This is a genomic window from Mucilaginibacter sp. P2_D11 (assembly GCF_056404435.1).
Genome location: NZ_JBFUEA010000018.1, coordinates 1 through 26,121 on the forward strand (window position 1 = coordinate 1; position 26,121 = coordinate 26,121).

18 protein-coding genes are annotated in these 26,121 nt (G+C 49.4%); 11 read left to right on the forward strand and 7 right to left on the reverse strand.

Annotated elements, in window-relative coordinates; genetic code table 11:
- A partial coding sequence (locus AC1DXC_RS23230) for an RHS repeat-associated core domain-containing protein (protein ID WP_477461563.1) occupies positions 1-967 on the forward strand: 967 nt, incomplete at its 5' end.
- Positions 968-1,956: 989 nt separating this feature from the next.
- Positions 1,957-5,055 (forward strand): T9SS type B sorting domain-containing protein, encoded by a 3,099-nt coding sequence (locus AC1DXC_RS23235; protein ID WP_477461564.1) that lies wholly within the window; start codon positions 1,957-1,959, stop codon positions 5,053-5,055.
- A 275-nt stretch (positions 5,056-5,330) separates the two neighbouring features.
- Here the strand turns inward: AC1DXC_RS23235 and AC1DXC_RS23240 are convergent, their stop codons facing one another.
- From AC1DXC_RS23240 to AC1DXC_RS23250, 3 genes are all read right to left on the reverse strand, one after another.
- On the reverse strand, positions 5,331-6,704 hold the full coding sequence (locus AC1DXC_RS23240; protein WP_477461565.1) for an alkaline phosphatase family protein: 1,374 nt from the start codon (positions 6,702-6,704) through the stop codon (positions 5,331-5,333).
- Between the two features lie 2 nt (positions 6,705-6,706).
- The gene (locus tag AC1DXC_RS23245) at positions 6,707-7,477 is read right to left on the reverse strand and encodes a hypothetical protein (RefSeq protein WP_477461566.1); all 771 of its coding nucleotides are present in this window, start codon (positions 7,475-7,477) and stop codon (positions 6,707-6,709) included.
- Between the two features lie 596 nt (positions 7,478-8,073).
- Positions 8,074-8,352, reverse strand: a complete 279-nt coding sequence (locus AC1DXC_RS23250) for a helix-turn-helix transcriptional regulator (protein ID WP_477461567.1) — start codon at positions 8,350-8,352, stop codon at positions 8,074-8,076.
- A 339-nt stretch (positions 8,353-8,691) separates the two neighbouring features.
- Here AC1DXC_RS23250 and AC1DXC_RS23255 point away from each other — a divergent pair, with 339 nt between their 5' ends.
- The 4 genes from AC1DXC_RS23255 to AC1DXC_RS23270 all read left to right on the forward strand — a co-directional run bounded on the left by AC1DXC_RS23255 (position 8,692) and on the right by AC1DXC_RS23270 (position 15,086).
- Complete coding sequence (locus tag AC1DXC_RS23255; RefSeq protein WP_477461568.1) at positions 8,692-8,994, forward strand: hypothetical protein; 303 nt, start codon at positions 8,692-8,694, stop codon at positions 8,992-8,994.
- A gap of 163 nt (positions 8,995-9,157) precedes the next feature.
- The gene (locus AC1DXC_RS23260) at positions 9,158-10,516 is read left to right on the forward strand and encodes a TlpA family protein disulfide reductase (protein ID WP_477461569.1); all 1,359 of its coding nucleotides are present in this window, start codon (positions 9,158-9,160) and stop codon (positions 10,514-10,516) included.
- 12 nt (positions 10,517-10,528) lie between these two features.
- The gene (locus AC1DXC_RS23265; RefSeq protein WP_477461570.1) at positions 10,529-13,693 is read left to right on the forward strand and encodes a SusC/RagA family TonB-linked outer membrane protein; all 3,165 of its coding nucleotides are present in this window, start codon (positions 10,529-10,531) and stop codon (positions 13,691-13,693) included.
- Positions 13,694-13,703: 10 nt separating this feature from the next.
- Positions 13,704-15,086: a RagB/SusD family nutrient uptake outer membrane protein gene (locus AC1DXC_RS23270; protein WP_477461571.1), complete on the forward strand. Its 1,383-nt coding sequence runs from the start codon at positions 13,704-13,706 to the stop codon at positions 15,084-15,086.
- A 58-nt stretch (positions 15,087-15,144) separates the two neighbouring features.
- Here AC1DXC_RS23270 and AC1DXC_RS23275 read toward each other — a convergent pair whose 3' ends face one another.
- On the reverse strand, positions 15,145-15,441 hold the full coding sequence (locus AC1DXC_RS23275; protein ID WP_477461572.1) for a DUF6520 family protein: 297 nt from the start codon (positions 15,439-15,441) through the stop codon (positions 15,145-15,147).
- Between the two features lie 58 nt (positions 15,442-15,499).
- Positions 15,500-15,955, reverse strand: coding sequence for a MauE/DoxX family redox-associated membrane protein (locus AC1DXC_RS23280; RefSeq protein ID WP_477461573.1), 456 nt, complete (start codon positions 15,953-15,955; stop codon positions 15,500-15,502).
- A 95-nt stretch (positions 15,956-16,050) separates the two neighbouring features.
- Between AC1DXC_RS23280 and AC1DXC_RS23285 the strand changes: the two genes are divergently transcribed.
- Entirely contained in the window at positions 16,051-18,984 is a 2,934-nt protein-coding gene (locus AC1DXC_RS23285; RefSeq protein ID WP_477461574.1) for a lantibiotic dehydratase, read from the forward strand.
- On the opposite strand, the gene AC1DXC_RS23290 is transcribed toward AC1DXC_RS23285, so the two are convergent.
- Together AC1DXC_RS23290 and AC1DXC_RS23295 are read right to left on the reverse strand one after the other, a co-directional pair.
- The gene (locus AC1DXC_RS23290) at positions 18,981-19,709 is read right to left on the reverse strand and encodes a LytR/AlgR family response regulator transcription factor (RefSeq protein ID WP_477461575.1); all 729 of its coding nucleotides are present in this window, start codon (positions 19,707-19,709) and stop codon (positions 18,981-18,983) included. The genes AC1DXC_RS23285 and AC1DXC_RS23290 overlap by 4 nt on opposite strands.
- Positions 19,709-20,803, reverse strand: coding sequence for a sensor histidine kinase (locus tag AC1DXC_RS23295; RefSeq protein WP_477461576.1), 1,095 nt, complete (start codon positions 20,801-20,803; stop codon positions 19,709-19,711). Before AC1DXC_RS23295 ends, AC1DXC_RS23290 begins: the two co-directional genes overlap by 1 nt.
- Before the next feature lie 264 nt (positions 20,804-21,067).
- On the opposite strand from AC1DXC_RS23295, the gene AC1DXC_RS23300 reads away from it, so the two are divergent.
- The 4 genes from AC1DXC_RS23300 to AC1DXC_RS23315 all read left to right on the forward strand — a co-directional run bounded on the left by AC1DXC_RS23300 (position 21,068) and on the right by AC1DXC_RS23315 (position 25,773).
- Entirely contained in the window at positions 21,068-22,108 is a 1,041-nt protein-coding gene (locus AC1DXC_RS23300; protein WP_477461577.1) for a hypothetical protein, read from the forward strand.
- Between the two features lie 294 nt (positions 22,109-22,402).
- On the forward strand, positions 22,403-22,651 hold the full coding sequence (locus AC1DXC_RS23305) for a helix-turn-helix domain-containing protein (protein WP_477461578.1): 249 nt from the start codon (positions 22,403-22,405) through the stop codon (positions 22,649-22,651).
- A 766-nt stretch (positions 22,652-23,417) separates the two neighbouring features.
- Complete coding sequence (locus AC1DXC_RS23310) at positions 23,418-24,512, forward strand: hypothetical protein (protein ID WP_477461579.1); 1,095 nt, start codon at positions 23,418-23,420, stop codon at positions 24,510-24,512.
- A 133-nt stretch (positions 24,513-24,645) separates the two neighbouring features.
- Entirely contained in the window at positions 24,646-25,773 is a 1,128-nt protein-coding gene (locus AC1DXC_RS23315) for a S1/P1 nuclease (protein WP_477461580.1), read from the forward strand.
- Positions 25,774-26,121 lie beyond the last annotated feature (348 nt).

Consider the following 26,121-nt stretch of genomic DNA (forward strand, 5'->3'; position numbering starts at 1 on the left):
GGGCAACAGCCGCCTAAGCTTCAGCATCGTAAGCGGCGCGCTGCAATTAAAACAAAGCAATGATTATTATCCCTTCGGCCTCGAAACAGGCGGTGCCATTATCAACAGCCCTAAAAATGAGTATCTTTATAACAATAAAGAAAAACAGGAAGAGTTGGGGCAATATGATTACGGCGCAAGGTTTTATGACCCGGTGATTGCAAGGTGGGGCGTGATAGATCCATTGGCAGAGAAATACAAACGATGGTCATCTTACAATTACTGCATAGATAACCCAATCAAATTTATCGATCCAGACGGAATGGATCTAGCTCTAGGCCAAAACGAAGTGGAGCATAGGAAATTGAATAAAAAAGAAATTGCATTATTCATGAAATCATTACGTGCTATGACAAACGATCAACTTAGATATAATCCTAAAAATGGTCAAGTAGAAATAGTATCCAAGCATAATGGAAAATTGGCACAGGGAACTCAATTAATTAGAGATATTATAGGAAATAAGAAGACATTAACTCTTGACCTCAGCGTGAGAGAAGGAACAAAGGAAGGCATGATTGGGGCAAGTACCGGCGCTACCAATGGTGATTTACAAAACGAAACCAACGGCAAAGGTACAGACGAAACATCGTCCTTTGGCCTTGGGCATTTTATTTGGACTGGAGGCCCAGACGGCATTAAAGAACAAACGCTCTCATTGGTTGATATGTTAGATCACGAATTAATACACGGGCTAGCCGGGATGAATGGCGAACAATTATCTCATCAACCCAATGCCGCAGTCAATGCCTACTCTACTCCATCGGGTAAACTTGTAATAGAAAGGCTAGCACCAGAAGAATTGGCTACAATGGAGACCGGCAGACCGAAATCGACGAACGGTCACAGTTATACAACGGAAAACAGCCTTCGAGCTGAACAAGGAAAATTAAAACGATTAAATTATAATGTAAATCGTACACCATGAAATTTTTTTCATTAGCTTTAATCTTACTTATAGCGTCATGCGGATCAATTGTACATGAAGATAATAATTATGACGTAAGAATAAATTTTCGATTTGGAAATAAATTTGTTTCTTATAAACTCAATGAGAGGGGAGAAGGCTTTGCGATAAAGGGTCACGGCAGTAATTATACCGATCAATTTGTATCCATTGACTCAACAACGAGCGGATCTTTTAGATTAGATACTTCTAAAAAAGTTTTCTTTGCGAACATTAAGAAACTTTGCAATGACCCTGTTATACATTCTTCGAGCAACTCGGACGGCATGAGGACCGAAATTTATTATAGACATAAAAAAATATATGATGTTTATTTCGCTAACCAGGTATATTGGGTTTTATTTGATCCAATAATGCGAAAAATGCCACTAGGTTATAGCCCTTTTCGAATCGACGATAATATTTTCAACTCAAAATAACCCCCGACTGGCGAGAGTATCCGAATTGGGCAAAGCTGGGGATACCCGGGTCTGGCTTGAAAAGTACGATTTAGTTAAGTAACGTATTTTCTTCCAACTGGCGCGACTATCTGAATAAGGCAAAGTTATGGGCAACTCGTGCCAAAGGGTAAGATGTTTTTTAAAACTCTTACGAGCACCGGTATTCAAATATGATAAGGGAGGTGCTATACTCTCTCTTACCTTGGAAAATACTATTTAGTTAAAGAACATATTTTCTACCTAACCCAGCATTGCCCGAGGGGTTGAATGTGAAACCGCCTGAACGGTTGGTTGCGCGGTGGATAGGTAGCAAAAGCGCAACGTAGCCTAGCAAAGCTCAGCCCTGATGAATATCGCTGACTTTATAATTTTTCGCTAATCTATCCGCAATATATCCTGCATTTTGTTTTCCTTTTTTTCTGGCCCCTTGAATATGATTGCCTTATAATTTGTTCCCAATATGATATTTAATTAAATTTACAGTATCATAAACCTTGTCAACCTGCGCTGATGCGGCAATCGCTTTTTTTTATTTTAGCATTATTTTTCACAGGTAAGCTTCTCGCGCAGCAGGACGTTGCCTTCCAAGTAAACCAGCACTTTTTTCCGGGCAAAAATATCATCAGCGTAAAAAGGGATTTTTTTGACCCTTACCTCTGGGTATTAGCTGAAAACAACAGCGTGTACCGTATTAACAGTGTCACCATGGCGGTAGATGACTATAGCGCAGCTTTTGCCGGCCAAAGTGCCTTGAAATTTATTGACATTGCGGGCGTAGATAAAGACATTGTTTTTATTGCGACCAATAGCAATAACCTTATCCAATATAAAGACGGCAGCATTAAAACATTGGGTACTACAGCTGGTATCGTTACGACCATCAACTCGATAGGTGTAGCCAAACGTACGCATCAATATTACGATAGTACCCCCGCAGATCCGCCGGTACTTTTGATCGGTTCGGATGAGGCCCTGTACCGGTACGATGTAGATAACGAAATCCTAACGCGCGACCCCGGGGAACACAATAGTAAAATATATTCCGCAACGTTCCGTACAGAAATGTTTCGCGATAGTACACGTTATGATGATTTTGACGGATCAAGGAGGTTGCCGGCTTTTTACGCAGGCGAGTACACATCCTTCGTCGGCTATTTATGGGAGGGAAAAAATGGGTTCGGAGATCATATTAAAACAGCCACCATGGTTACCGGCGCGATGACCGATTATGACATACGGGTGCAATTTATGAACATGTTTTGGGGAAACAAAAACGGGCTGTTTCAAAACAACTGGCAGTTCAGCTACAACCTCGAGCATGACTACGGGCATTACCTGGACGGTATATCCGTAAACAAAGTAACCACTATTTACGGCCTGACAGCTTTTGGCGGCGGTGCGTGGTTTGATTATCCGGGGAAAATGAAACAAAACCTTTTGATCGGCACCGATCAGGGCTTGTACTTCAGCAATTCTGTTTATCGGAAAGGCGTCCTCGGTTTAACAACATTCGAACTGTTCCATGCAGATATACTGGGGAGCATAAAAGTAAATGATATTTGTGTAAACGTCGCTTCTGTAGAAACGCCGCTCTGTGAAGATGGTGCATGGGTGGCAACGGAGAAAGGCTTGTACTACCTAAAGCCGGATTATGCACAATACCTACCCACTACACAATTACAGGCGACATCATTTAAAGATGCCCCCGCAGATCAGCAACACCTGGATATTTGCGCCGGCAATACTGCAACCGCTTTAGTTGCCACCAACAGCTATACAGGTAACAGTATACAGTGGTACAAAGATGGGCAGCAATTACCAGGAGAAAGCGGGCGTGAGTTGCAAATCTCAACCGCCGGTGAATACTACGCCATATTGTACGACCCTTGTCAGGACATCCACCTGGAAACAAATCACTTAACAACCAGCATTATATCTGCTCCTGTATTTAGTTTCAACTACCCCGAAACGCTTGCCCTTTGCGATGTGAACAGTACCACCCTGGCTACAGATTACAGCCCTGCTTACCAATATCGCTGGTTAAAAGATGGCGTGCTCACCGGGGATGTTTCTTACAGCATTAATGTTCAAAGCAATGGTAAATATAAAGTCGAAGTAAGCGCCTGCGATGGCAACTGGGTATCCTCAAAAGAAGTAAATGTAGCACTCATTAACCTGCCGGCACCTAGCATCGTTGCCGATAAAACAACCTATTGCGAAGGCGAGACTGCCAGGCTCTCGCTTAATATCCAATCAGGCCCTGATTACCGGATTAACTGGCTGCTCAACGGTCAGATCGTGCCTTCGCTTCAGGACAAAACAAGTATTACCTCTACTGCTGATTCAAAATATACGGTAGAGCTAAGCAGTGTAGTCGGCATTTGTACCAAAACGTCGGACCCGCTAGAGATAAAATTCGTAAAAACGCCGGTATTTAGCCTTGATCATAGTGGTACAGTTTACCTTTGCGAGGATGAAGCGCTAACCCTACAGGCCACCGCGAATACGCAATACCAGTACCGTTGGTACAAAAACGGCCAGCTTACAGCCAACACAGGCGCAAGCGTCAGGGTAAACGAACCGGGGATTTATTATGCCGAGGCGAGTGCCTGCGAAAATAGCTGGGTACCGTCGGCTACGGTAGATGTCAAAGTGATAAGTTTTACCGACTTGCGGATATCCCAGTATAAGGCAGCCTATTGCAAAGGCGACAAGGCGTCCTTGTCGATAAAAGTTTCCGCAACCGATAATTACGATATCTCCTGGCAACGCGACGGGGCAGTCGTCCCGGATTTCGCTGGCCAGGCCGAAATTATGACCGATATTCCCGGTAATTACCAAGCAATGGTAAGCAGCAGAGCTAAACCGGACTGCATCAAACCATCGCCTGTATATGCATTGGTGTTTCACGATCCGCCGGTGGCTAAAATCACAAAAACGATAAAGACTTCGCTCTGCGACGGCGAAGCGGTAGTGTTGAACGTGGATAATAATGTCGGTACGGTGCTGTGGTCCACAGCGGAAACAACTGCGAGCATAACCGTCCGTCATTCGGGGAAATATAGCGTCAGGGTAACGTCCCCTGCGGGCTGTACAGCCGATGATAACATTGACGTCTTGATGCTGCCAAACCCTGTGCTGGACGTACCCGATACATCGGTATGTACATTTACCCATTCATCGGTCACGCTGACGGCACCTGGGGGTTTTACCAAGTATATTTGGAATGGCGTAGAGGGCAGCCGAAGTTTCAGCGTCACCATGCCGCAAACGGTCACTTTAACCGTAGAGGATAGCAACGGATGTAAAGCCAGCCAGGATATCGTCGTGGCATCCGATTGCCCGGATGTAAAGATGGGCAATACCTTTACCCCGAACAACGACGGCGTGAACGATACCTGGACGATATCAGGAATAGCGAACGACCCTACGGTACAACTTAACATTTATAATCGCAATGGTCAGGAGGTATATAAAAGCCATGGTTATTACACCCCTTGGGACGGCAGATACCACGGAAAATTATTGCCGCCCGCAACATATTACTATGTGCTTTTCACAAAACAACATAGTCAGAAATCCAGCGGCTGGGTTTCGATATTGTATTAAGTCAGGTTGTTTCTCAAAGCACTTGCAACAGTAGATATAAGACAATCAGTGTAAGGAGGATGAACCTTGGATGAGTTTTAGACCCAAAATAGTTATCTTTTTTTCATAGCAACAAGGTTTAATTGTTTACTAAGCAACATAGATAATAATTTACTAAGCAAAAATGATAGTATATGATTTGCTACCATAGAAAATTCCAGGGCGGCCACAGCCGTTTTTGGCATTTTCGCTGTATTTCCCATTGGCCAATCCTCCGAAAGCGACATGTTCCGCAATCAATTAATGGAGTCAGGTCTGGCCTGCAATACCGCGGCTTTCCAGTTATTGAGCAAAGGGAACTTCGCATCGACATCAGCGGGCCGCTGGGCCAGCATATCCAGGGCCGCAGTTTCCAGTGACTGTGCCATGCCGCTGTCTGGTGGCGTCGCTACATTGTCGCCGAGCAGGGATTTTGCAAAGATGGGGTCCGGCGGCGGAGGTGGCGGCGGAACGGCCGAAGCGGTATCGCTGAGTGCTACAGATAAGCTGCTGATACCCTGGGCCGCGCGGCTGGCGACAGCCGCGGAATAAGGCGTGCCCGGCGTGAAAAGTTCAGCCAGCAACTGCAACACCGAGGTATGGTCGAACCGTTCATGGCTAACCGTGCCGGGGGTGACCCAGGGCGAAATCAATAACCCCGGGATACGCGGGCCAAGCGTGTTAAATGCATAAGGTGCCGGCGGGACGGCATTCCCCGCGGCGGCATTGTCTAGTACAGGCGGCGCAACGTGGTCGTAAAAGCCCCCATGTTCGTCATAGTAAACCACCATCAGGGTTTCCGCCCATATGTCAGGGTTAATCGTTGCGGCCTGATAGGTACGGCGAAGGAAATCTTCGCCCCAGCCAACCGCCAAGGGCGGATGATTACAGTTGGGATGGTCTGGCCCTATATGCGGAGCATCCTGGTAGCTTGGCTCAACAACGATTACCTGCGGTGCCGTTCCGTTCTTGAGGTCCGTAGCCAGGCGTTCATAGTTATGGAAGTTCCCGCTGAATATATTGTCCCAAAGCCCCGGGTACAGCGCGAAGAAGGTAAACCCATCATGGTAAACGCCCCAGCTGATACCGTTGGTTGCCAGCCAATCAAAAATATTGCCCCTTGCCGAAATGGCCTGCGCTTTGGTTTGGAATATCGAGCTCTCGCCGCAAAAAGCTACCGTTCTGTTAGGTTGCGTACTGGAAGGAAGCGGGCAGAACCACCGGTCGCAGGCCGCGAAGTTTTGCGCGAGGAAACTAGTGACAGGGACTTGTTCGGAACCGAAGAAGCACATCGGGTCGGCCTGGATATTCGGCTCCTGGCCGGTTGCATCCGCGTAGGCTTCGACGAAACCGGTCATGCTCGGCGTGCCTGCCGGTCCGGGAGCCAATTGGGTCGCTATGAAATCATACTCGTGGGGTACGTCTGATTGCAGCTGGCTATCCAATGGCCGGTGAAAGGGATAGTAAAGACCGCCCTGATACAAATTTGCATACTGATCCTGCTGGAGCGGAGGGCGGATCCCGTCGGCATCCGGTTGCAGCCCCTCGAAGCTTAAGTGGCCGAGCATGTTGTCGAACGAGCGGTTCTCGAACATAAGCAGTATTACGGTTTTGATGTTTTGCAGCGACATATTTATCGATGTTTAAGGGTGATTGATAACTTAAGGAATACAGGAACCAGTTGGTGATTGTCTTTTTCGGCAACGGTCATGGGTGTCCGGAACGACCAAAAGCCGGAAACGGGAGTACCCTCGAATCCGCTCCCTGGTTGAGCCGTTGGAATTTCCAGGCTCTTTCCGGCATGGGTAACTGTCAGCACCCGGTTACTGCCAGACGCGACCGTGAGGATATTGAAATTATTACCCCAGCGTACCGGGTTATTGATACCCTCGGCAATCAAGCTGTCACCGCGGATTACGGTCCGGAAGGCGATTACATCGCTGGCGGTATCGGGACGGACAGCGACTTGCTTCGTACTGTTCGCTTCTTTGCCTCGCAGGGAGGCCACCATGGTTAAGTAACGCAGCCGGTCATCACGGACTTGGTCGGACTGTTTTTGGATGATCAGCGAATCCGTCGATTCCAGCGGTATTTTGATCGTGTCAGAGGCATGCAAGGTGAAAGGCAATCCCTGGCCGTGCCGGGTTATAATAAGTGTTATATCTGCAAGAGGTGCATCGGGCGTTCCCGGGTAGTTCAGGTCATGGATCAAAAGGGTAGCCATCCCTTTGACATGCCAGCGGACCTTGATGGAGTCATGGGGACCTGCAGTAGGCGGGGATACGGCAAACTGATAAACTTTCGGGCCGCAGGAAGATAAGAACAGTATCAAGAATAACATGATGATGCCAGGATACCGGCATATGTTTGATTTGATTGATTGTTTAAAGGGGCGGTTAGCCATAGCTTTAGGTTTTAGTTCCTAAATATCAACATATTAGCAGGTAATTCAAAAGGGTGTTTTCACGGTATTTTCCGCGAGCCCGAAAGAAAATATCAATTGTAGGAATCCTATGTTGCCGCACCGGAATTGTTTTACAAGGCAGGGTTAGCAATTGGAAAAATAGCGTCATATGTGTGTTTGCCAGATACAACATATTCGAGAAATGCATTATAGGTAAATAGCAATATGGCGGATTGAGCCATTGGCAAACATTTGAAGCCGAATCTGGACACCCTGAAGACTAACCATATTATTTGGTCCGAATGTCGTCGGGTAACGGTTTTCATTGCTCGTGGAGTTTAGCTCAAGCCAATGCTTTTTATTTGTTTATATATAGACGTTGATAGGGGATATGAGCTAATACGAGCAGTACGAGGAATGCTGTTGCGTCCAGCAGGTGCACGCTGCGATTTGTAACTTCACCAGGCAGGGGACAGCTTTTTGATAAACGGTTCTCCCAATCTTCTTGCGTTATACCTTTACAAACGACTTTAGTAAGTCCGTGAAGACGTAACGCTCAAAAATCATAAATATCTTGTGCAAATAGAGAAATTAAACTATTTGGTAGAAATTTTTTCCTTTTCTTTCTCAAAGTTAAGAGGGACGAGGGCCGATAAATCTAAGATTTTGTCGGTAGTTGTATTTAATGCTTTTGACAATTTCAAAATTGTTGAGAATAAAAAATCCTCCGAATAATTTTCAATCCGGCTGATTTTTGACCTTTCAACACCACTCTCATTAGCTAAAGCCTCTTGACTCAATTTTTTAGCTTTTCTTAGTGTGTAAAGATTGAAAGCAACTTTTCGGTAATTCTCCTTTTCTGAAACGTCAATCATAAACTTGGAGAAAATTCAAAAAATTAATCCAATTTTATTGTGTCAGTATTGACACAATCGTTTTTATTGTTTACTTTAGCAATTAATAAGGCGAATAGATAGAATAGCCTTAGATTTGCGATACTTTCAAAATATTGAAGCATTGCACTTAAGATCTCTTGTCGCTGGAACCTAGGAAATTCAAACGAGAACAAGGGAATAAGTGAGGTGCTCACGCCATAGGCGTGGGCCCAGCTTGTTCGTTCTCAAGGCTTCCTAGGGCCACAGTGACGAATGGCCGGGTTCCACGCCTTAATTTTTTGTGTCGAACCGGCTTACATTTTAACCTAATCCAAAGTAATGGAAGCCGTGCCTGCAAACAAACAACTCCATCGACCATTGACGTCGTCCCAAAAGGCGACCGAAGCTTTTTTAAAAGCCTGGCCTATCGTTAGGGTAGAAAATGTGCTATGGGAAGTCTTTGCACTGGCCTCCAAAGGTGGGCTCGGGGAAACTACGGCGCTAAGCCCCGAAGTACTGCCCGCCGAAGAAGTTGCCTCGCTCTTCGATCAGTTAATTATACTTGTGAATTCGCTTGAAGCTTCACAGGCAACGGGCGGGGCGCACTTATTACCATCAACGGGGGAGGCGCAACATGTTTAGCGGAACCATATCCCCCTGGCTACTCGTCATCTGCCCGCCCGAATGACCTTCCTTATCATAATTAAGGCCGTTCCGCTATGCCATTCCCCAAGGCGTTTTAGGTAAGACTCCGTTTCTGCAGCCTTAACATTTTATTTTTTTCCGTAACTGTAATCCTTTTAAAATGAAGCTAAAATTATGCTTCCTGGCTTTGCTTTGCCTTTTTTTCCGCGCAAGCGCACAGGAATTCAAACTCAAAACCTACGCCGAAAACATCACCAAAGGCGGTATCTCCATTGGCGGAAAAGTGCCCGATATCCATCTGTCAGGCATCCGTAATTTAAAACTCAACGGCAAACCCGTAACTGAACTAAACTTGTCCGCCTTTAGCGGGAAATTGCTCATCCTCGATTTCTGGGCCACCTGGTGTGCGCCATGCCGTACCATGGTGCCGGTCATGGATTCCCTCCAGCGCGTATTTGGCGACCAGGTCGTTTTCCTGCCCGTCACTTACCAAAAAGAAGCCGTCGTGGCACCCGTACTGGCAGCCATGCAAAAGTATAAGCCATTCGACCTTCCCGAAATTACCGGTGACGTAACCCTGCATAAGCTTTTCCCGCATCGTACCCTGCCACATTATGTCTGGATAAACGGCGAAGGTACCGTTGTAGCCATTACCGAATATACAGAGGTCAATGCAGCAAATATCATGGCGATGCTGCATGGCGGCGCACCATCGCTTACCGAAAAAAAAGACTTGAAAGTACCGTTCAGTGATGATAAGCCGCTCTTCATCAACGGAAACGGGGGCGATGGTTCCGCCGTCCTCTACCACCGTATATTTTCCGGCTACGTCCCCGGATTGCCTCCTGCACTGCATATCAGTGAACCGGAACCCGGCAAGCCACAATCATTTTCTGTCCGTAACCTGCCTTTTATCTGGTTCTGCCGCCTCGCCTTTAAAGAAAATGGCAGGTGGTTCCCAAAAGCGAATATAAAGGTGCTTGCGAAAGATACTACGCTGGCGAACCCCCAGCCTAAGCCCGGTCAAACTACTGATGCCTGGCTGGCAGACGGTAACGGCTTCTCTTACGAACTGCTTGCGCCGCCGGGAGTAGGGGATAAGGCCTTCGGCATGATACAGGAAGACCTGCGTAGGCTTTTCCCGCAGTGGCAGATCACGATAGAACCCGTTAAAACCCGTTGCCTAGCGCTTGTCCGGACCGATTCGCTCGACCGCCTTAAAACCAAAGGCGGTACACTGGTAACCAATATATCGCCTTTTGCCTGCGAACTGCAGAACGCCCACCTGGCCCAGCTCATGATGCGCCTGCAGGTACAGTACCTGCAAAGGTCACCCTTGCCCGTCGTAGACCAAAGCGGCTACACCGGCCGCGTAGACCTCAAATTTACCGGCAAGCTAAGCGATACTGTTTCCATCAATGCAGGGCTGGCGCCATACGGGCTTGCCCTTGCAGAGCGGGAAGGCATTGTTGACATGATGGTCATACGCGATGCGCCCGTTAATCCCCAGAAACCTTAACCCAACTTATCCATGAAAATATTTTATTCACTCATTTTAGGCATTGCACTGCTTGCCGGCGCATCGAACGTGCTGGCCCAGGCCCCCTCGCTGCGCGGTATTGTGCTTGATGCCGAAAGGCACCCGGTACTGGGCGCCAACGTCAGCCTGCTGCAAACCGGCTACCAAGCAATATCGGATGCTGCCGGGCATTTCATGCTGAATGCGCCACCGGGACGGTATCGGCTCCGTGTATCGTACATTGGCTTTTCACCGTATGAACAGGACCTTAGCCTGCCGCTGGCAGATACCCTGACCGCTGTGCTGCAAAGCAGCAGCAACAGCCTCAACGAGGTAACCGTCTCGACAGGTTACCAGCAAATCCCAAAAGAGCGCATTACAGGTTCTTTTGTTACCGTGCCACGTGCATTACTGGAGCGCAGCACATCTACAGATATTATCGACCGGTTGAAGGATGTCGTACCGGGGCTGAGCTTCAATTCCGTGGGGACGCGGATTTCCATCCGCGGGCAAAGCACCCTTTTTTCTAATGCCGACCCGCTTATTGTCGTCGATGGGTTCCCTTATAATGAACCTATCGAAAACCTCAATCCCAACGATGTCGAAAACATCAGTGTTTTAAAAGATGCCGCCGCGGCCTCTATCTGGGGCACTAAAGCAGGCAACGGGGTTATCGTTATTACCACCAGGAAGGGCGGTTTTAACCGGGCACCTGCCGTTACGGTAAATACCAACGTGCAGATAGGGGAGCGCCCTGCCCTGGAAAAACTCAACCGCATGAGCAGCGCGGATTATATCGCCATCGAAAGGCGCCTGTTCAGCGAGGGCTATTTTGACGGAACAGCGGCCGCTGATAACCACTTGCCCTTATCGCCCGTTGCCGAGCTGCTCATCGCGCAACGCGACGGCAGTATCGGCGCATCCGAGGCAGGAAGCCGCATCGATGCCTTAGCCGCCATCGACACCCGTAACGACTTGTTGGAATATTTCTACCGGCCTTCCGTCAAGCAGCAGTATGCACTGAGCGTGGATGGCGGCTCTGCCACGAACCGCTATTTTTTCTCTGCGGGCATCGACCGTAACCTGGACAGCGAAGCCGGCAATGGCTTTAACCGGCTTACCCTTAATGGCAGCAATACCAGCCGGCTGGGCAACAAGCTCGAACTAAGCACCGCGCTTAGTTTCACGCAAACCGGAACGGACAGGAACAATCCCTTAAGCCTTACCTGGAACCGCGGCCAGCAATTGTATCCATATGCCCAATTGGCCAGCCCGGATGGCCGCCCATTGGCCGTAACTAAAGACCTGCGGGCCGGCTTCATAAACAGCGCCACGGCAGCAGGGCTGCTGGACTGGAATTACCGGCCATTAGAAGACCTGCGTTTATCGGATAACCACGATGCGCAGATAGCCGCCCGCTTCAATACTGCATTGAAATATAAGGTGATGCCCGGGCTGTCCGCGCAATTGCTCTACCAGTACGAGCGCACGGAAAACACAAACCGCGACCTCCAGCCTGCCGGAAGCTATTATGCGCGAAATTTCACCAACCGCTATACCCAGGACGATGGAAGCGGCACGTTGAGCCACCCAATACCCGCAGGCGGCGTACTTGGCCTGGCCAACAGTGCTGCTACCAGCCGCGACGGCAGGTTTCAACTGGACTACATTAAATCAATCGGCAACAAACACGGATTGAGCGCTATTGCCGGCTATGAAATGCAGGGCCTCCATGTTACCGGCAACACTTACCGCCTTTACGGCTATGACGACGAACATGCAAGCTCCATTGCCGTCGATGGTGTCAATACATTTGCGTACTATGACGACCCGAACAACAGCAGCGTCATCCCGATGGGCCAATCCAGTGCCGATGCTACCGACCATTACCGGTCTTACTACGCCAATGCCGCTTATACCTACGATAACCGCCTGGTATTTTCTGCCAGCGGGCGGCTTGACCAGTCGAACCTTTTCGGCGTAAAAACCAACCAAAAAGGTGTGCCGCTTTATTCCGCCGGCCTTGCATGGCATGTTTCCGGGGAAAACTTCTACCATGTCAGCTGGCTGCCTGAACTGAAACTGCGCGGCACCTTCGGCTATAACGGAAACAGCAATAAAAGCCTGTCCGCCTACACCACGGCCAGTTATTTCGATGGCAGCGATTCCCAAACGGGCCTGCCGTATGCCATTGTGCTTAACCCGCCAAACCCGCAGCTGCGTTGGGAGCGCGTACGCAATATCAACCTTGGGCTGGATTTCGCGGCGCTCAGCCGCCGTCTTTCCGGGAGTATAGAGTATTTCTTCAAGCGCGGCATCGACCTGATCGGGCAAGCCAGCTTTGCCCCATCCACGGGCATCACGGTGTTTACCGGCAATACGGCCGGTACAAGCGGGCATGGCATGGACCTGACCCTGGAAAGCCGGAACCTAAGCGGCAGGCTGGGCTGGGTGAGCAATTTCTTCCTGAGTTACGTTACAGACAAAGTTACTTCTTATAATCAGCAGAATACTGCGCTGTCGTACCTCAGCAATAGCAACATAGGGGCCTACCCCTTAACCGGCCGGCCGCTATTTGCTGTGTACAGTTACGAATCCGCCGGGCTCGATCCGCAAACCGGCGACCCGCAAGGGTATCTCAATGGCCTTGTCAGTAAAGATTACGCCGCTATCCTTGCCGCAGCTACCCCGCAAAGCCTCATCTACCACGGCCCCTCTCGGCCAACCCTTTTCGGCGCATTGCGCAATACATTCACTTATGGCAACTGGAGCCTGTCGGCAAATATCAGTTACAAATTGGGTTACTATTTCAGGCGAAGCTCCATCCGGTACGGCAATGACTACGGCCTTGCCGGCCAAAGCGGCGATTACGCGCTGCGCTGGCAGCAGCCGGGCGACGAAAACCGTACAGTTGTGCCTTCGCTACCCGCTGCGCCTGACAATCGCCGCGACCAATTCTATACTTATTCATCTTCCTTAGTGGAAAGAGGCGATCACATCCGCCTGCAGGATGTCCGCTTGACCTGGTCCTTGCCTAAATACAAGATACAGGTGTATACCTATGCAGCAAACCTCGGCATCCTCTGGCGCGCCAACCATGCCGGGCTGGATCCGGATTTTGCCAATACTTACCCCATGCCGCGGACGATCGCAGGGGGGCTCCGTTTTACTTATTAAGCTAGATATTATGACACGATACCATCAATTTGTATATAAAGTGCTACTGATTTTTTGCCTGGCATGCTTTTTTGCCTGCAAGAACGATTTTTTGGACGTGAAGCCCAATAAATCCTTACTCATCCCTAAGACGCTGCCAGACCTGCGCGCCCTTCTGGATAATGCCCAGGTCTTTAACCAGTCGCCTGCCCTTTTCAATAATGCAGACGGGGATACCTGGGTAAACGATGCCGGGTTTAACGGCTACCTGCTGGAACAGGAGCGGAGTAGCTACAACTGGTCCGCAGATATCTTTGGGACAGAAGGGGCAGGGGACTGGAATATACCCTACCAGCAGGTATTTTATGCCAATATCGTACTGGAAGGTCTGGATGAGTTGCAGGCAGATACTGCCGGTGCTTCGGAGCGGAACGCCATACGCGGGACAGCCCTGTTTTACCGGGCCTTCGCCTTTTATAACCTTGCACAGGAATTTACGATGCCCTACAAAGCAGCAACCGCAGCTTCAGATGCAGGCATCCCGATCCGGCTACATAGTGATGTAAATGAAAAAGTAGGCAGGGGGACCGTGGCGGAAACCTATGCAAGGGTGTTGCAGGACCTGCTTGATGCCAGGAAACTGCTCCCTGCGACTACGGATTATAAAACACGGCCGGGGACTGCTGCGGCATTCGCCCTGCTTGCCCGGGTTTATTTATCCATGGCAGATTACCCACGCGCCGGAAAGTACGCTGATTCCTGCCTGCAATTGTCCCCCGGTCTGCTTAACTATAATACATTCAGTGCCACAGCAGCCCGCCCTTTTCCGCGCGCGCTGCCGAACAGCAACAAGGAGATCCTATTTTACTCGGCCGCACTATCCTATACTTTCACGAGCTCTGCATCACCAACGGTAGCGGATTCGCTGCTTTACCGGTCTTATGTGGCCAACGACCTGCGGAAGGTGCTCTTTTTCCGCGTATTAGCCCCAGGGTTTAAATTCAAGGGGAACTATGCCGGGATCATTTCGTACTTCTCGGGGATTGCTACTGATGAAACGTACCTCGTTCGGGCGGAATGCAGCGCCAGGGCAGGCGATAGGGATGCCGCTATGGCGGATCTGAACACTTTGCTTGCCACGCGCTGGAAGGCGGGCACGTTTGTTCCGTTTACGGCCAGTACGGCTGATGAAGCGCTTTTACGCGTGCTCGACGAACGGCGGAAGGAACTAACTGCGCGCGGGCTGCGCTGGGGCGACTTACGGCGGTTGAACACAGAGCCGCGCTTCGCCATCACGCTTATGCGTAAAATCCGGGGAAATACCTACACCCTGGAACCCGGTAGCAAGCGCTATGCTTACCCCATCCCGAATCAGGAAGTACAATCAAGCGGCATTCCACAAAATGAAAGATAAGGCCATAAAAAAGCCGGCGCTGGAAAGCGCCGGCCACGGGGGAAGGAGCGGTTATGGCTTATTGGCCAAAAACGCCCGGCTCGATGTTGGTGCCGGCCACGGTGCCCGGATGGGCATCGCCCGCCTGGTTGTTGGGATCAACATCAGAAGGGAACTGCGCAGTACAGGTTTCCGACACGCCGGTACAACTGTAGCCGACGCCTTTCGTTTCGCCGGTCACGTCAATGTACAGGCCGGTAGCGCGGTCCAGGCCCCACTTTTTGTTGGTGAAGGCCTTGGGGGCAACCGAAGCGAACGCGGCACCGGTGCCGATCAACAGGGCCATCGCGGCCATTTTAACTTTTAAATTTTTCATGATGCAGATCGCTTTTAACTTCAAAAACGAACGAAAACTTTTAAGGATAAATTGTTGCCTACTCTTTTCGAAGGTTTTCGGCTTTCCCCTTTTGGACTTGGGCAGCACTGCTGCTGCTGCACATAAATATTGCGGTAAGGTTGAGGGCAAAGAAGCACAGGTTAAAAGCGAGATGCGTACCCCAGCCCATGTGCCGGAGGATGCCCCCGCAGGAGCAGGGAACGCGGGCTGTAAAACCCAGCAGCACCAGCGCGATGTATCCGCTAAACAGGGCAAGCAGGACAAGGGAGAGCCACAGCCCCAAGCGCTCGGCCCTTGGGAACAGGAGCAGCCCGGCTGCCAGCAGTTCCGATATCGGCACCAGGTAAATCAGCGCTTCCGCAATTCCTTTTGGGATGCTTTGGTTCAGCATTTCCCCCCGGAAGCTATCGAAGTCAGCCAGTTTGCTGAAGGCAGCATAAGCATACAGCAGGACCAGCAGCGAGGGAATAAGGGAGGAAAGGATTTTTTTCATGGCCATCCGGTTTGTTGCCAGCAAAGTAAAGCCGTAGCGAAAAGCCAAAACAGTATGAAATGGGTAGCATACCCTTTTGAGGAGGGGCAATGGAGATGAAATACGAATTCATGGAAGATATTTTCCTGCGTACCCCGGCCTTTAGTTATGCGGCGTATGACCCGGCCCGGCTACCCGAGGTATTAGGGATTAAAGCCTTTCAGGACGCGATCTTTCTGGCCAGCACAACATTTTATCATTTATTGGAAGCCAAATATTTCGATTATAGCCGGCTAAACGACAAGGAAAAGCACACTGCGCTGAAGTATTATAACCGGATGAGCTTCCGCCCGGTACCTTATGGCAGTTTTGCATCTTTTACGAATCTGAAATGGAATGCCACTGGGGAAACGCAGTTGCAGCCCGAAAGTAAAAATATTTTGCATTTGCTGCCGGATATGGCGTTTTTGCAAGCAACAGACCCCGCCCCGTCCAGCTTGCTTGCCCTTAACCCTTTACTTTACCAGGTAGGCGGGCAGTACCGCTACATCCGCAGCCTTCCCGGCGCAAACGGGCGGTATGAATTTATGGTGTCGGGAATTGATGCCGAGCCGTTTTATGAAGGGCTTTTCCGGTATTTTGGCGGGAAAAAGAAAAGTATTGCTGCACTCATCGCTTATACCTGCAATGCTACCGGCTGTGATGTAGAAGAAGCCCGGGGCCATCTTGATTTTTTAACAGAAGAGCAGGTTTTGTTAACCGCCGCACAGTTATCCCCGATCAACCCGGCTCCATCCGGCCAATTATCCCCTTGGCCCGATAAGTTAAAAAAAGCACATGGCAGCCTTGCCGCGCTTGGGGTAAAGGTAAGCCCTTCATTTGCCGGGCAGCCATTTTATGCGGCGCTGGAACGGCCACTTGCAGAAGGTGGACCCGGGCAGCGAACCCGCGCGGCACTGGAAAAAGCCATTGCACTGTTACAGCGCCTGGCAAGCCCGCAGGTACCTGCAGAACTGGCCGCATTCATTAGTGCCTTCCGGGACCGTTTCGGGCAGCAAGAAGCCCCCTTACTGCTTGCCCTGGACCCCGACACGGGCATTAGCTATGGCGGGCTGACGGGAAGCGAAGCGGGGGAGGAAGGGCCGTTGTATGGCCTGCCTTTTCCGTCTGCCGCAGAAGAAACCGCCACGATGCCCTGGACGGCTACGCACCGGATGTTGTTCCGCTTATGGCAACAGGATGTTGTGCGGCATAAATATGCGCCGGTAGAAATCACTGACGCCGATTTGAGCAACCATCCTACCGAAAACAGCAAGGCCGTCCCGCCTGCCACTTCGGTTGTTTTCCGGGAAACTGAAGAGCATATCTTGCTGGAGCAAGCCGGAGGCGCAAACGGGGTGTCGATGATCGGGCGCTTTAGCGCTTTCAGTAAGGATTGCCATGCGATGTGCCGGCGGGTTTCCCTGGCAGAGGGCAGGGCCAACCCGGGTGTCGTATTTGCAGATATCAGCCAGCTGTCTGCACCGCATACCGACAATATCAACCGGCGCAAGCCTATTTACCCGTATGAGATCCCGCTTAATTGCGTATCCAGCCTGGCGCTTTCCCGCCAGTTGCCGCCTTCCGGGCTTTACCTTTCCCTTAAGGGGAATGAACTCGTCCTTTACAGCAAGAAACTGGGTAAACGAATCCTACCCCGCCTGGCAACGGCATATAATTACCGCAATACGCAACTCGGTATTTTCCGGCTACTATGCGATATGCAGTACCAGGGCCTTTCCGCCGGGTTTTCATTTAGTTTGGAAAACTTTTTCCCGGGCCTGCCTTTTTACCCACGGGTATTTACCGGTGAGGTGATACTCAGCTTAGCCAAATGGCATTTTAACAGCAAAGACCTGGAGCCGCTTGTTGCTACCGGCACTACGGAAGCGCTTTTAGCACTACGTGCTTTTCGGAAGCAATATGGCCTTCCGCAAAGGGTTAGCATGGGGCATACCGACCAGCAACTTGTTTTTGACTTGGCACAACCGGCTGAGGCACAGTTTTTCTTAAATTGCCTGAAAGGGCAAAAAACGGCCGCTATACAGGAATACCTGCTGCCCGCGCGGACCACCAAATGCGGGCATACTGCCTATGTTGGACAAGCCGTTGCTTTCCTCAGCCACGCGGAGGCCGCATACCGGCCAGTCTCCCGCTATCCAGTGCAAAAAGGTACCATACGCGATTTTCCGCCAGGGAGCGAGTGGCTTTACCTAAAGCTCTACTGTACGCCAGGCTCCGCCAGCCGATTGTTAACGGACGCGGTTGCGCCTGCTTTGGCGGTTTGCCAGACTGACCTGGCCCGCTGGCATTTTGTACGTTTTAACGATAGTGCTTACCATATCCGCCTCCGCGTTAAGATGAAATCGGGCAGCCCGCTCCGTTTTATAGAAATACTTCAGCACGCGATTGCTCAGGCAGGGCTGCACAGCCTGGTGCAGGAATTCCGGGCAGATACCTACCGGCGCGAGTTAGAGCGTTACCATCCGGCACTGATCGATAGGGCAGAAGATGTTTTCCATGCAAGCAGCAATGAGGCCCTGTGCATGATAGCAGCGGGTGAAACGGGCAGCCCGGCGATGTCCTTAAACGCCTTCTCCGGCGTGTTACAGATGATTTCTGCCTTCCTGCTTACAACAAACGAAGCCCTGGCTTTTTGCGAATCGCAGTCCGAACGCTTTTTAAAAGAGTTCCGGGCGGATAAGCCGTTGCGCCTGGCCCTCGATCATCGGTTCCGTGAAATGCGGGGAATATTGACCGCGCTGGCTAGGAGTGACGGGGCCGAACGCACCCCGGAAAGGGAGGCCCTTATCGCCGCTACGATAGCAATCCGCGATGCGGCTTCTTTGCTTAGCAGCCCCGCAGAGGAAGAATTATTGGCAAGTCTCGTCCATATGCACCTCAACCGGATTTTCCCGGAGGAGCAGCGGAAACAGGAACTGCTGGTTTATTACTGCCTGGCCAAGCACCTTCGTTCTTTGAATAAACGTAAAACCGGCCTACAGGCTTAGCTGCCGCGCTTACTGGAAAGTAAAAAGGGCCGCATGGCTTCCATAAAACTTTCCGCGTAAGCCCGCCCGATAGGGATTGCCGTGCCGTCGCTTAGCTTTAGATGGCCCTGCTCGATCACCCGGATGGCATGGTGAGCGACAGCAAAGGATTTATGTACCCTGGAAAAGTCCTCCCGGGGAAGTTTTTCCAGGGCTTCCGTTAGAGTCAGGTAGGCGACAATTTTTTCTTTGGCAGTATAAAATTGGATATAGTTGCCCATGCTCTCCACGTATCGGATATCGGGGATATTGACTCGTACCAGCTTGCCTTTGACCTCCGTTTTCAAAAAGAAAAACCCGATGGGCTCTTCCGTAGATTCCCAAGCCTTCAGTCTGGCGCTTACCTTATTGACTGCTGCGAGAAAGCGGGGGTAACCGATCGGTTTGAGCAGGTAATCGGTAGCGTTCTTTTCAAAGGCCTCCGGCGCATATTCCCGGTAGGATGTGGTGAAAATGACCGTGGTTGCCGTGTTAACCAGCCCGGCGAGTTCAAGGCCATTCAGTTCCGGCATATCGACATCCAGGAAAGCCAGCGCGGGCGGGTTTGGCCCGCTGAATACTTGTAAGGCCTCGAGCGGATTTGCGTAGCTGCCCTGCAGCGACAACCCTGGTGTCTTATGGATATAGTCCGCAAGCAATTCCCGGGCGTGCGGTTCGTCATCGATGATCAGGCAGGTTAATTCCATCAGGTCAGCATTATAGTTAAGCCTAATACAAACAGGTTCCCGTCATCATGGATATCCAGTGTATATTTTCCGGGATAGGCGAAATCGAGGCGTAAACGGGAGTTTTGCAATCCTAGCGCCTGGGTTCGTTCCGCACTGGCTGATGCTTTTTTCTGGTTGCTCGTATGGAACTGAAGCAGGCCATTGCTGTCCACCGCTAACCGTATCGAAGCCGGCTGCTGCGCATCGTTCAGGACACCATGCTTAAAAATATTTTCGGTAAGCGTAAGCAGGATCAACGGAATGATCCGGTAATCCCCCAGGTTACCCTGCATTTTCATGTCAACAAACAATTCGCCGCCAAACCGGTACCGGTTAATATCCAATAAGTGAGACAATTGTTCCGCTTCCTTTTCCAGAACTGTCTTGCCATCCGGCCCTGCCGCATCCAGGCTAAAGCGCATAATGTCCGACAGGAGCCAAACGCATTGCGCCGCATCCGGTGAAGATTTATAGACATGGCTATGGATAAAGCTCAGCGCATTGAAAAGCATATGCGGGTTGACCTGCTGTTGCAGGTAGGCATTCCTGCTTTCTGCAAGCCGGGTTTGAAGCTCGGCATTCTCGGTCCGCGTTTGCAATTCCGCTCTTTCCGCCTCTGCGGCTTGCCGGCGGTAAGCAGCGATATTCCCGCCTACCCAATAGAAAGTGGCAAATATGATGAAATAGCAATTTCGGATGATGTTCGCCGGCAGGTATCGAAACGCTTGTTGTAACCGCTCATCAAAGGAAGCGTCACCGGCATTGAGGAACAAGTCTGCGATGCCTTTTATCAGCAGGAATAAAGAGAAGTTGAGCAGGAACAGCATGGCACCCACCCAATAAGCCGGTGGCCTGCGCCCGAAAGTGTAGTCCAGCACTCTGGCATGAATATAAAAGAGGCTGATGTTAACGGCATAATAAAAGACATAGTTCCCAAAAGGAAAAAAGCGCTGTTTGGTCATCAAGACAACGCACATTTCGTAACTGATATACAGCGCCCAGCAAAATACCCGGAGCCAAAACGCTCTCCCCGGCTTAGTAAAATAGTGAGAAAAATTCGACAAGTACTTCATGTTTCTAGTGTTTGGCATCCGAAAACTGCCGTTCGTGTAATAAAGCCAGGTTTACACCAAGATAAAGATATTTTAGTAAAAACAATTTAATCCATGCAAAATTCAAAGAACAAATTACCAAAAAGGCAAGCCGCCACCCTTTACCAGTTCCGCCCTATAGCCGGATTCATGGAAACTACGACCAACACTTCGTCAAATGACCCGACCACGACGACATCGACTATTGTGACCACGACGCATATCTTTGGGCTTTGATCGGATGGGATGCTGACGGATGAATTATCCCGCCTGGAGGCACCGGCGGCCATGCAGGCTGCCGGTGCGTTCCGGGATGCGTGTTCCCGGGTTCGGGAAGCCTGGGCTGAGGCGGTATTCAGTGCTGCAGGAGAAGTGGAGCTGCGCCGTTATTTCAGCTTCCACTTAAAATGCATCGCCGAAATGGCCCAGCGGGTCTCGGGTGAGGCCACGCAGGGCGAACTTCTGAATCTTGTTAAGCACATAGCTTATTACTACCCGAAATACCTTGACCAGGATGCACCAGCCCCCTGTTGTTACAGCAAAAAGGTGCTGGATGAACTTTGCGACCTGCAGGCCCTTTTTTACAAAGCGCTGGAAAAACTGTCGCTTCCGTCGGACTTAGCTGGCCTGCTGTTAGATTACAACGGTATGGTAAACAATGCAGTCATACACACTTTTCGCACGCTGGATTACTACCGGCTTTTTTTAAAAAAACTTGCTGTTCCAGGCCTAACCGAAGCATTAATTCATGAGGCCATGCTGGAGATCAATTTCAACCACCTGGGCTACTTTGCCTGGTTGCGGCAGTCTTTCGAAGGCGAGAGCAACTACCGTCAGCTGCTGGCCCGCTATGCCGGGCAACCCGTAGGGAAGGAACATATTTACGATCCAGCCTGGCCTTCCATCAATGAAATGATCTGCGGCTGGCTAAGGGAAGCCATCAAACTTGAAAATGCCCCGGCCGAGGCTGCGCCGCCGGTTAAACTCCCCCTTGAACTCTCTGTTTCCCACCTGGCATTCATGACCCGCTTATTTGTTGATGAAAAGCTGTATGGCGCTACCCCGCTGACCGATATTTTTAAATTCTTAGCAAGGAATTACACCACCAAACGGCAAGCCACGATATCCCCGGGCAGCCTGAGCAAGGAGTTTTACAGCACTGACCAGCAAGCTGCTGCACGCGTACGGGGAATACTGCAGAACATGGTGGCAAGAATCAACCGGAATTACTTCCCTGTAACGGTTGTAGCAAGTACAATAACTTTTCTTTGGCTAAAAAACTACTAAGCTCTGCCAGCCAATGGTAGGAAAAACCTGGTGCCATCAACAGTTGCCCGGGTTCTTCATTGCCTATATCCCGCAACGTTTTATATCCCATCAATGCCGATTGTTGTATAAAAGATTTGCTCAGCCCTAAATCGCTCAAGGGCTGGTCTAGCAGATTATTTTTCTCCATTGGTCATGCCTATATGGTAAATATACTGGAAAATAATAACAATATCCACTTAAAAGATGGTGCTTTATAAGGGGTTATCTAAACGAAGCCTTTTGATTTATTTTACAGCTGTAAACGTGTGCTGTATGCCAAAAAAGCTTCCGAATGCCAACCACCGGATTTTAGGGGAGCGGATCAGGTCGATCCGCATCAGCCAAGGGTATACCAGCCATGAAAGTTTCGCGAATAAGTACGAGATATCCCGGACCCAATATGCACGATACGAAAAGGGGATGAATATCAGCTTTGACAGCCTGGTTAGAATTCTCGGGGCTTTTGATATGGAACCCAAGGAATTTTTTGGAGAGGGCTTTGAAGAACTTAAACTCAGGTAATCTTACCATGTTGTACTGGTTGCAGCTTGGTTGGCTGCTTTGTAACCGAGACATTTAACGAGTAGTTCAATCATCTATTATCCGTAAGCAACCAGGGCTAGTAAGGCTGGTTTTCATTTAGCCATTATCTTGAAGATTGGCCAGGCTCCAACAGTCTTTAGTTTAGTTATGAAAACTTTTACGATTTATTTGGAATTAAAGGGATTTTGCCATAATAACATTGCATCATGCGGTGCGACTGGCAGTTTGACTGGTTGCCTCTCCAGTCATTATTGCCTTTAGTTCAGCACATTACTGTTTACCAAGAATTCTTTAAGGGCAACAGGCAAACTTTATAGTGCAAGTCGATGTTCTCTGAAAACTAAGCCTTTTGATTGAAGTATGGTAATCAACCCAGAAAAGATGATTACAGGCAGGTATTCCCCCGCGATAATTAACTTTGAATTTTTAACCTAGATCAGATTAAAGAAACAGAAAAGACGCTTATAACCATAAAACAATATTCGTTCACTTCAATCTATCGATACCAAACTCGCGCAATAAAAATCAAACCATAGAGAACAAGTGCAACCTCTGCTTTAATGCGGGCTTGCATATCTATGGTTTGGGTCGCGAGCCCGGTATCCTTATATGCATGTCCCGCGTTATTAATTAATCACGTTGGCGGCCGTTTAAACACATCATTAAAGCTTCTTTTTAGGCCTTTTGGCTTTTAATTTTAAGATGTGTCAAGGTCCATTCGCCCCTACGAAATCATGCAACGAAAATGAACACAGAAACAGATTACCTTAAATCGATAGCGGAAGAAATGGCCCAATCGGGCAACATACATACGGCAAAGGCTAACCATCATTTATTGGTGGAGGCCAGGCGCCTCGAAACCAATATTATTTACAGGCTTAACGGGATAGAAAACTTCACGCAGCGCGACATCTTTTTTTTCACTACCCTTACCAAGCTAATCGATATCTGCGATTTCCTATTTGATATTTCCACTGCTGATAACCCAAACGTCATGGTTTTGGTTGACCTGATTGCTTCCATCAGGCAAGTTTTGCCCTGGGACACCTGGCCCAACCTAAGGTTGTCCAAAGCATTTCTTTATTTGCAGGCTAAACGCATTTCGACGGTCTGGGACGATCGACGCAAACTATTGCAGGAACAAAACATAGAAGGCCGGCTTTTGGAAATCGCTGCCATACCTTTTTTACGATTTATCCAAGGTAAGCAAAAACTCCAATGGGGCGACTTTACCTGGCTGCGGGGGTATGAAGCCAAGCTGGAGATAATCGATTGGGAGGATGCGGATTGCAACAGTAAGACGGAAGCGCTGATGTCCTTACTGATTGGCAGGAATTTTAATGATGACCGGTTCTATATCTACTGTAAGAAGTATATCCTGCACCGTACAAAAGCGGCCAGCAGCAAAAGTGCGCGATTATTGGAATATGCTCAATGTGAAAAACTGGTGATGGAAGACACGCAACTGGGCACTGTTGCCTTTGACAGGCGGACAAACTCCGTAAGCGCCCGCTTAATTAAATGGATCCGGGAGGAAATCGATTTTGTAGAAACGCATGAAAGGGAGTCCCCATTTATTAAGCTCCATTTCGATATGTATGTGAACCGGATAGCGTTTTTCTTTAAATTGCTTCATGAACAGAATGTATTCGGAGAGGCTAGCTTCAAGGATTTAAGCCAGCAGATAGCCAGCACATGTTTATCGTGCGAAGGAGAAGAGATACTCGCTAAGACGATCATTTCGAAAGCTTACCCGAAGGACCAAAAGATGCTGGAAGAAATGGAAACGCTGTTGTCGGGGATGCTGTCCTACGTGAGAAGTTTTATGAGGCGGGGTTAACGTGGCAAGCAATCAAGCTTAGGACACAGCAGCATAACAGATGGCATCCGTTATGCTTACCTAATGGATTTGATTCGAAAGGTGATCCCGCATTTTGATCCTTTAAAACGTTTCAATAATTTATCTTTGGGCTATGAAGAAATTCCAGTTCGCCATATTGACGGTAACACTTGCTTTAACGATTATTTCCTGGGGATTTATCGGGCATAAAACCGTCGCCCTGATCGCCGATAACCATTTGTCGTTTAAATCAAAAGCGATGGTGAAGCTGTTGTTAGGGGAGGAGCCCATGGGTGACGTGGCTTCCTGGGCAGACCAGGTGCTGGGCGATTCCGCGTATAAAAACACCGCCATCCAGCACTACATCAATGTGCCCGCCGGGCTGACATACGAGCAGTTCAGCGACGTTGTAAAAGCACAGGGCGATGGCAACCTATATGCCGCTATCGAAAAGAACATCTCCATACTTAAGGGCCCTAACCTGAAGATCAATAAAGAAAGCACTGAGGCTTTGAAATTCCTGATCCATTTCGTTGGTGACGCGCACCAGCCGATGCATGTTGCCAGGAAGGACGACAAAGGCGGTAACTCGATACAATTACAGTTTGACGGTAAAGGCACTAACCTGCATTCCTTATGGGATGGCAAGCTGATCGGCAAGCAGGGGTCGACGATGGAGCAAATGGCCAAAACTTACGACAACGCAACGCCTGCCCAGATTGCCAAATGGCAAAAAGACGACGTAATGAAGTGGCTTTTTGAAAGCTACCAGATCAGTACCAAACTCTATGCAGAGATCGGGCAGAATAACAAACTCGACGATAGCTATTACCAAAAGCACATGCCCATCGTACAGGAGCGCATCGAGATGGCCGGCATCAGATTAGCCGGGCTGATCAACCAAATATTTTCAACCGCCAATATTAAAGTTACCACCGTCCTCCTGCCACCCCCGCCGATCAGACCCCAGCCGGTGCCGGCAGCACCCACTGCCGAACTGAAAGACCTGCCCGGACTCACCGGTCAATACCTGACCGTGAGCGGTAAAGTTTACGGCATAAAAGACATCGGCAGCATGGTACTCGTCAACCTCGGTGCCGCCTATCCCAACCAGCTACTAACCGTAGCGTTAAAAGGTAAAGCAAAAGGTTTAGCCGCAACCATCACAGACAAAGAGATCAGCGTCACCGGAACCGTCATTAATTACAAAGGCAAACCTGAGATTGTAATTGACGATCCCGAGATGGTGAAATTGAAATAAGCCGAATCTGATCCAGTGCGCCTGCTTATTAAGCAGGTTCGAAAGTCAACGATGCTTAACGGTACATCGCCATCCTGTAATCGTGAAACCATTTGGTGCTGGCGAGAGCGGGATTGATTATCGACTTTATTCTGTAAATCCTTAAACTTTCCGGTCGAATCTTTCTGGGGGTTTACAATTCTAAAAAATAAAGACTACTTCATTGCGCCTGATTTAGAGAGATTTTAAAATAAGAATTTCGCTCAAGTGTTTTTGCTACCTCTTATGTAGTGTACCTGAGTCCTCCGTCGGTGTATCCAGGGTGTTAACACTCTTTATCACCGGTAAATCCCGCTTACTTCGCTTCAA

What these genes read in the sequence shown, in the direction of transcription:
- AC1DXC_RS23235 (WP_477461564.1), top strand. Translation starts at nt 1,957, where the DNA reads ATGCGGCAATCGCTTTTTTTTATTTTAGCATTATTTTTCACAGGTAAG.
- AC1DXC_RS23240 (WP_477461565.1), bottom strand. Translation starts at nt 6,704, where the DNA reads ATGTCGCTGCAAAACATCAAAACCGTAATACTGCTTATGTTCGAGAAC.
- AC1DXC_RS23245 (WP_477461566.1), bottom strand. Translation starts at nt 7,477, where the DNA reads ATGGCTAACCGCCCCTTTAAACAATCAATCAAATCAAACATATGCCGG.
- AC1DXC_RS23250 (WP_477461567.1), bottom strand. Translation starts at nt 8,352, where the DNA reads ATGATTGACGTTTCAGAAAAGGAGAATTACCGAAAAGTTGCTTTCAAT.
- AC1DXC_RS23255 (WP_477461568.1), top strand. Translation starts at nt 8,692, where the DNA reads ATGGAAGCCGTGCCTGCAAACAAACAACTCCATCGACCATTGACGTCG.
- AC1DXC_RS23260 (WP_477461569.1), top strand. Translation starts at nt 9,158, where the DNA reads ATGAAGCTAAAATTATGCTTCCTGGCTTTGCTTTGCCTTTTTTTCCGC.
- AC1DXC_RS23265 (WP_477461570.1), top strand. Translation starts at nt 10,529, where the DNA reads ATGAAAATATTTTATTCACTCATTTTAGGCATTGCACTGCTTGCCGGC.
- AC1DXC_RS23270 (WP_477461571.1), top strand. Translation starts at nt 13,704, where the DNA reads ATGACACGATACCATCAATTTGTATATAAAGTGCTACTGATTTTTTGC.
- AC1DXC_RS23275 (WP_477461572.1), bottom strand. Translation starts at nt 15,441, where the DNA reads ATGAAAAATTTAAAAGTTAAAATGGCCGCGATGGCCCTGTTGATCGGC.
- AC1DXC_RS23280 (WP_477461573.1), bottom strand. Translation starts at nt 15,955, where the DNA reads ATGAAAAAAATCCTTTCCTCCCTTATTCCCTCGCTGCTGGTCCTGCTG.
- AC1DXC_RS23285 (WP_477461574.1), top strand. Translation starts at nt 16,051, where the DNA reads ATGAAATACGAATTCATGGAAGATATTTTCCTGCGTACCCCGGCCTTT.
- AC1DXC_RS23290 (WP_477461575.1), bottom strand. Translation starts at nt 19,709, where the DNA reads ATGGAATTAACCTGCCTGATCATCGATGACGAACCGCACGCCCGGGAA.
- AC1DXC_RS23295 (WP_477461576.1), bottom strand. Translation starts at nt 20,803, where the DNA reads ATGAAGTACTTGTCGAATTTTTCTCACTATTTTACTAAGCCGGGGAGA.
- AC1DXC_RS23300 (WP_477461577.1), top strand. Translation starts at nt 21,068, where the DNA reads ATGCTGACGGATGAATTATCCCGCCTGGAGGCACCGGCGGCCATGCAG.
- AC1DXC_RS23305 (WP_477461578.1), top strand. Translation starts at nt 22,403, where the DNA reads ATGCCAAAAAAGCTTCCGAATGCCAACCACCGGATTTTAGGGGAGCGG.
- AC1DXC_RS23310 (WP_477461579.1), top strand. Translation starts at nt 23,418, where the DNA reads ATGAACACAGAAACAGATTACCTTAAATCGATAGCGGAAGAAATGGCC.
- AC1DXC_RS23315 (WP_477461580.1), top strand. Translation starts at nt 24,646, where the DNA reads ATGAAGAAATTCCAGTTCGCCATATTGACGGTAACACTTGCTTTAACG.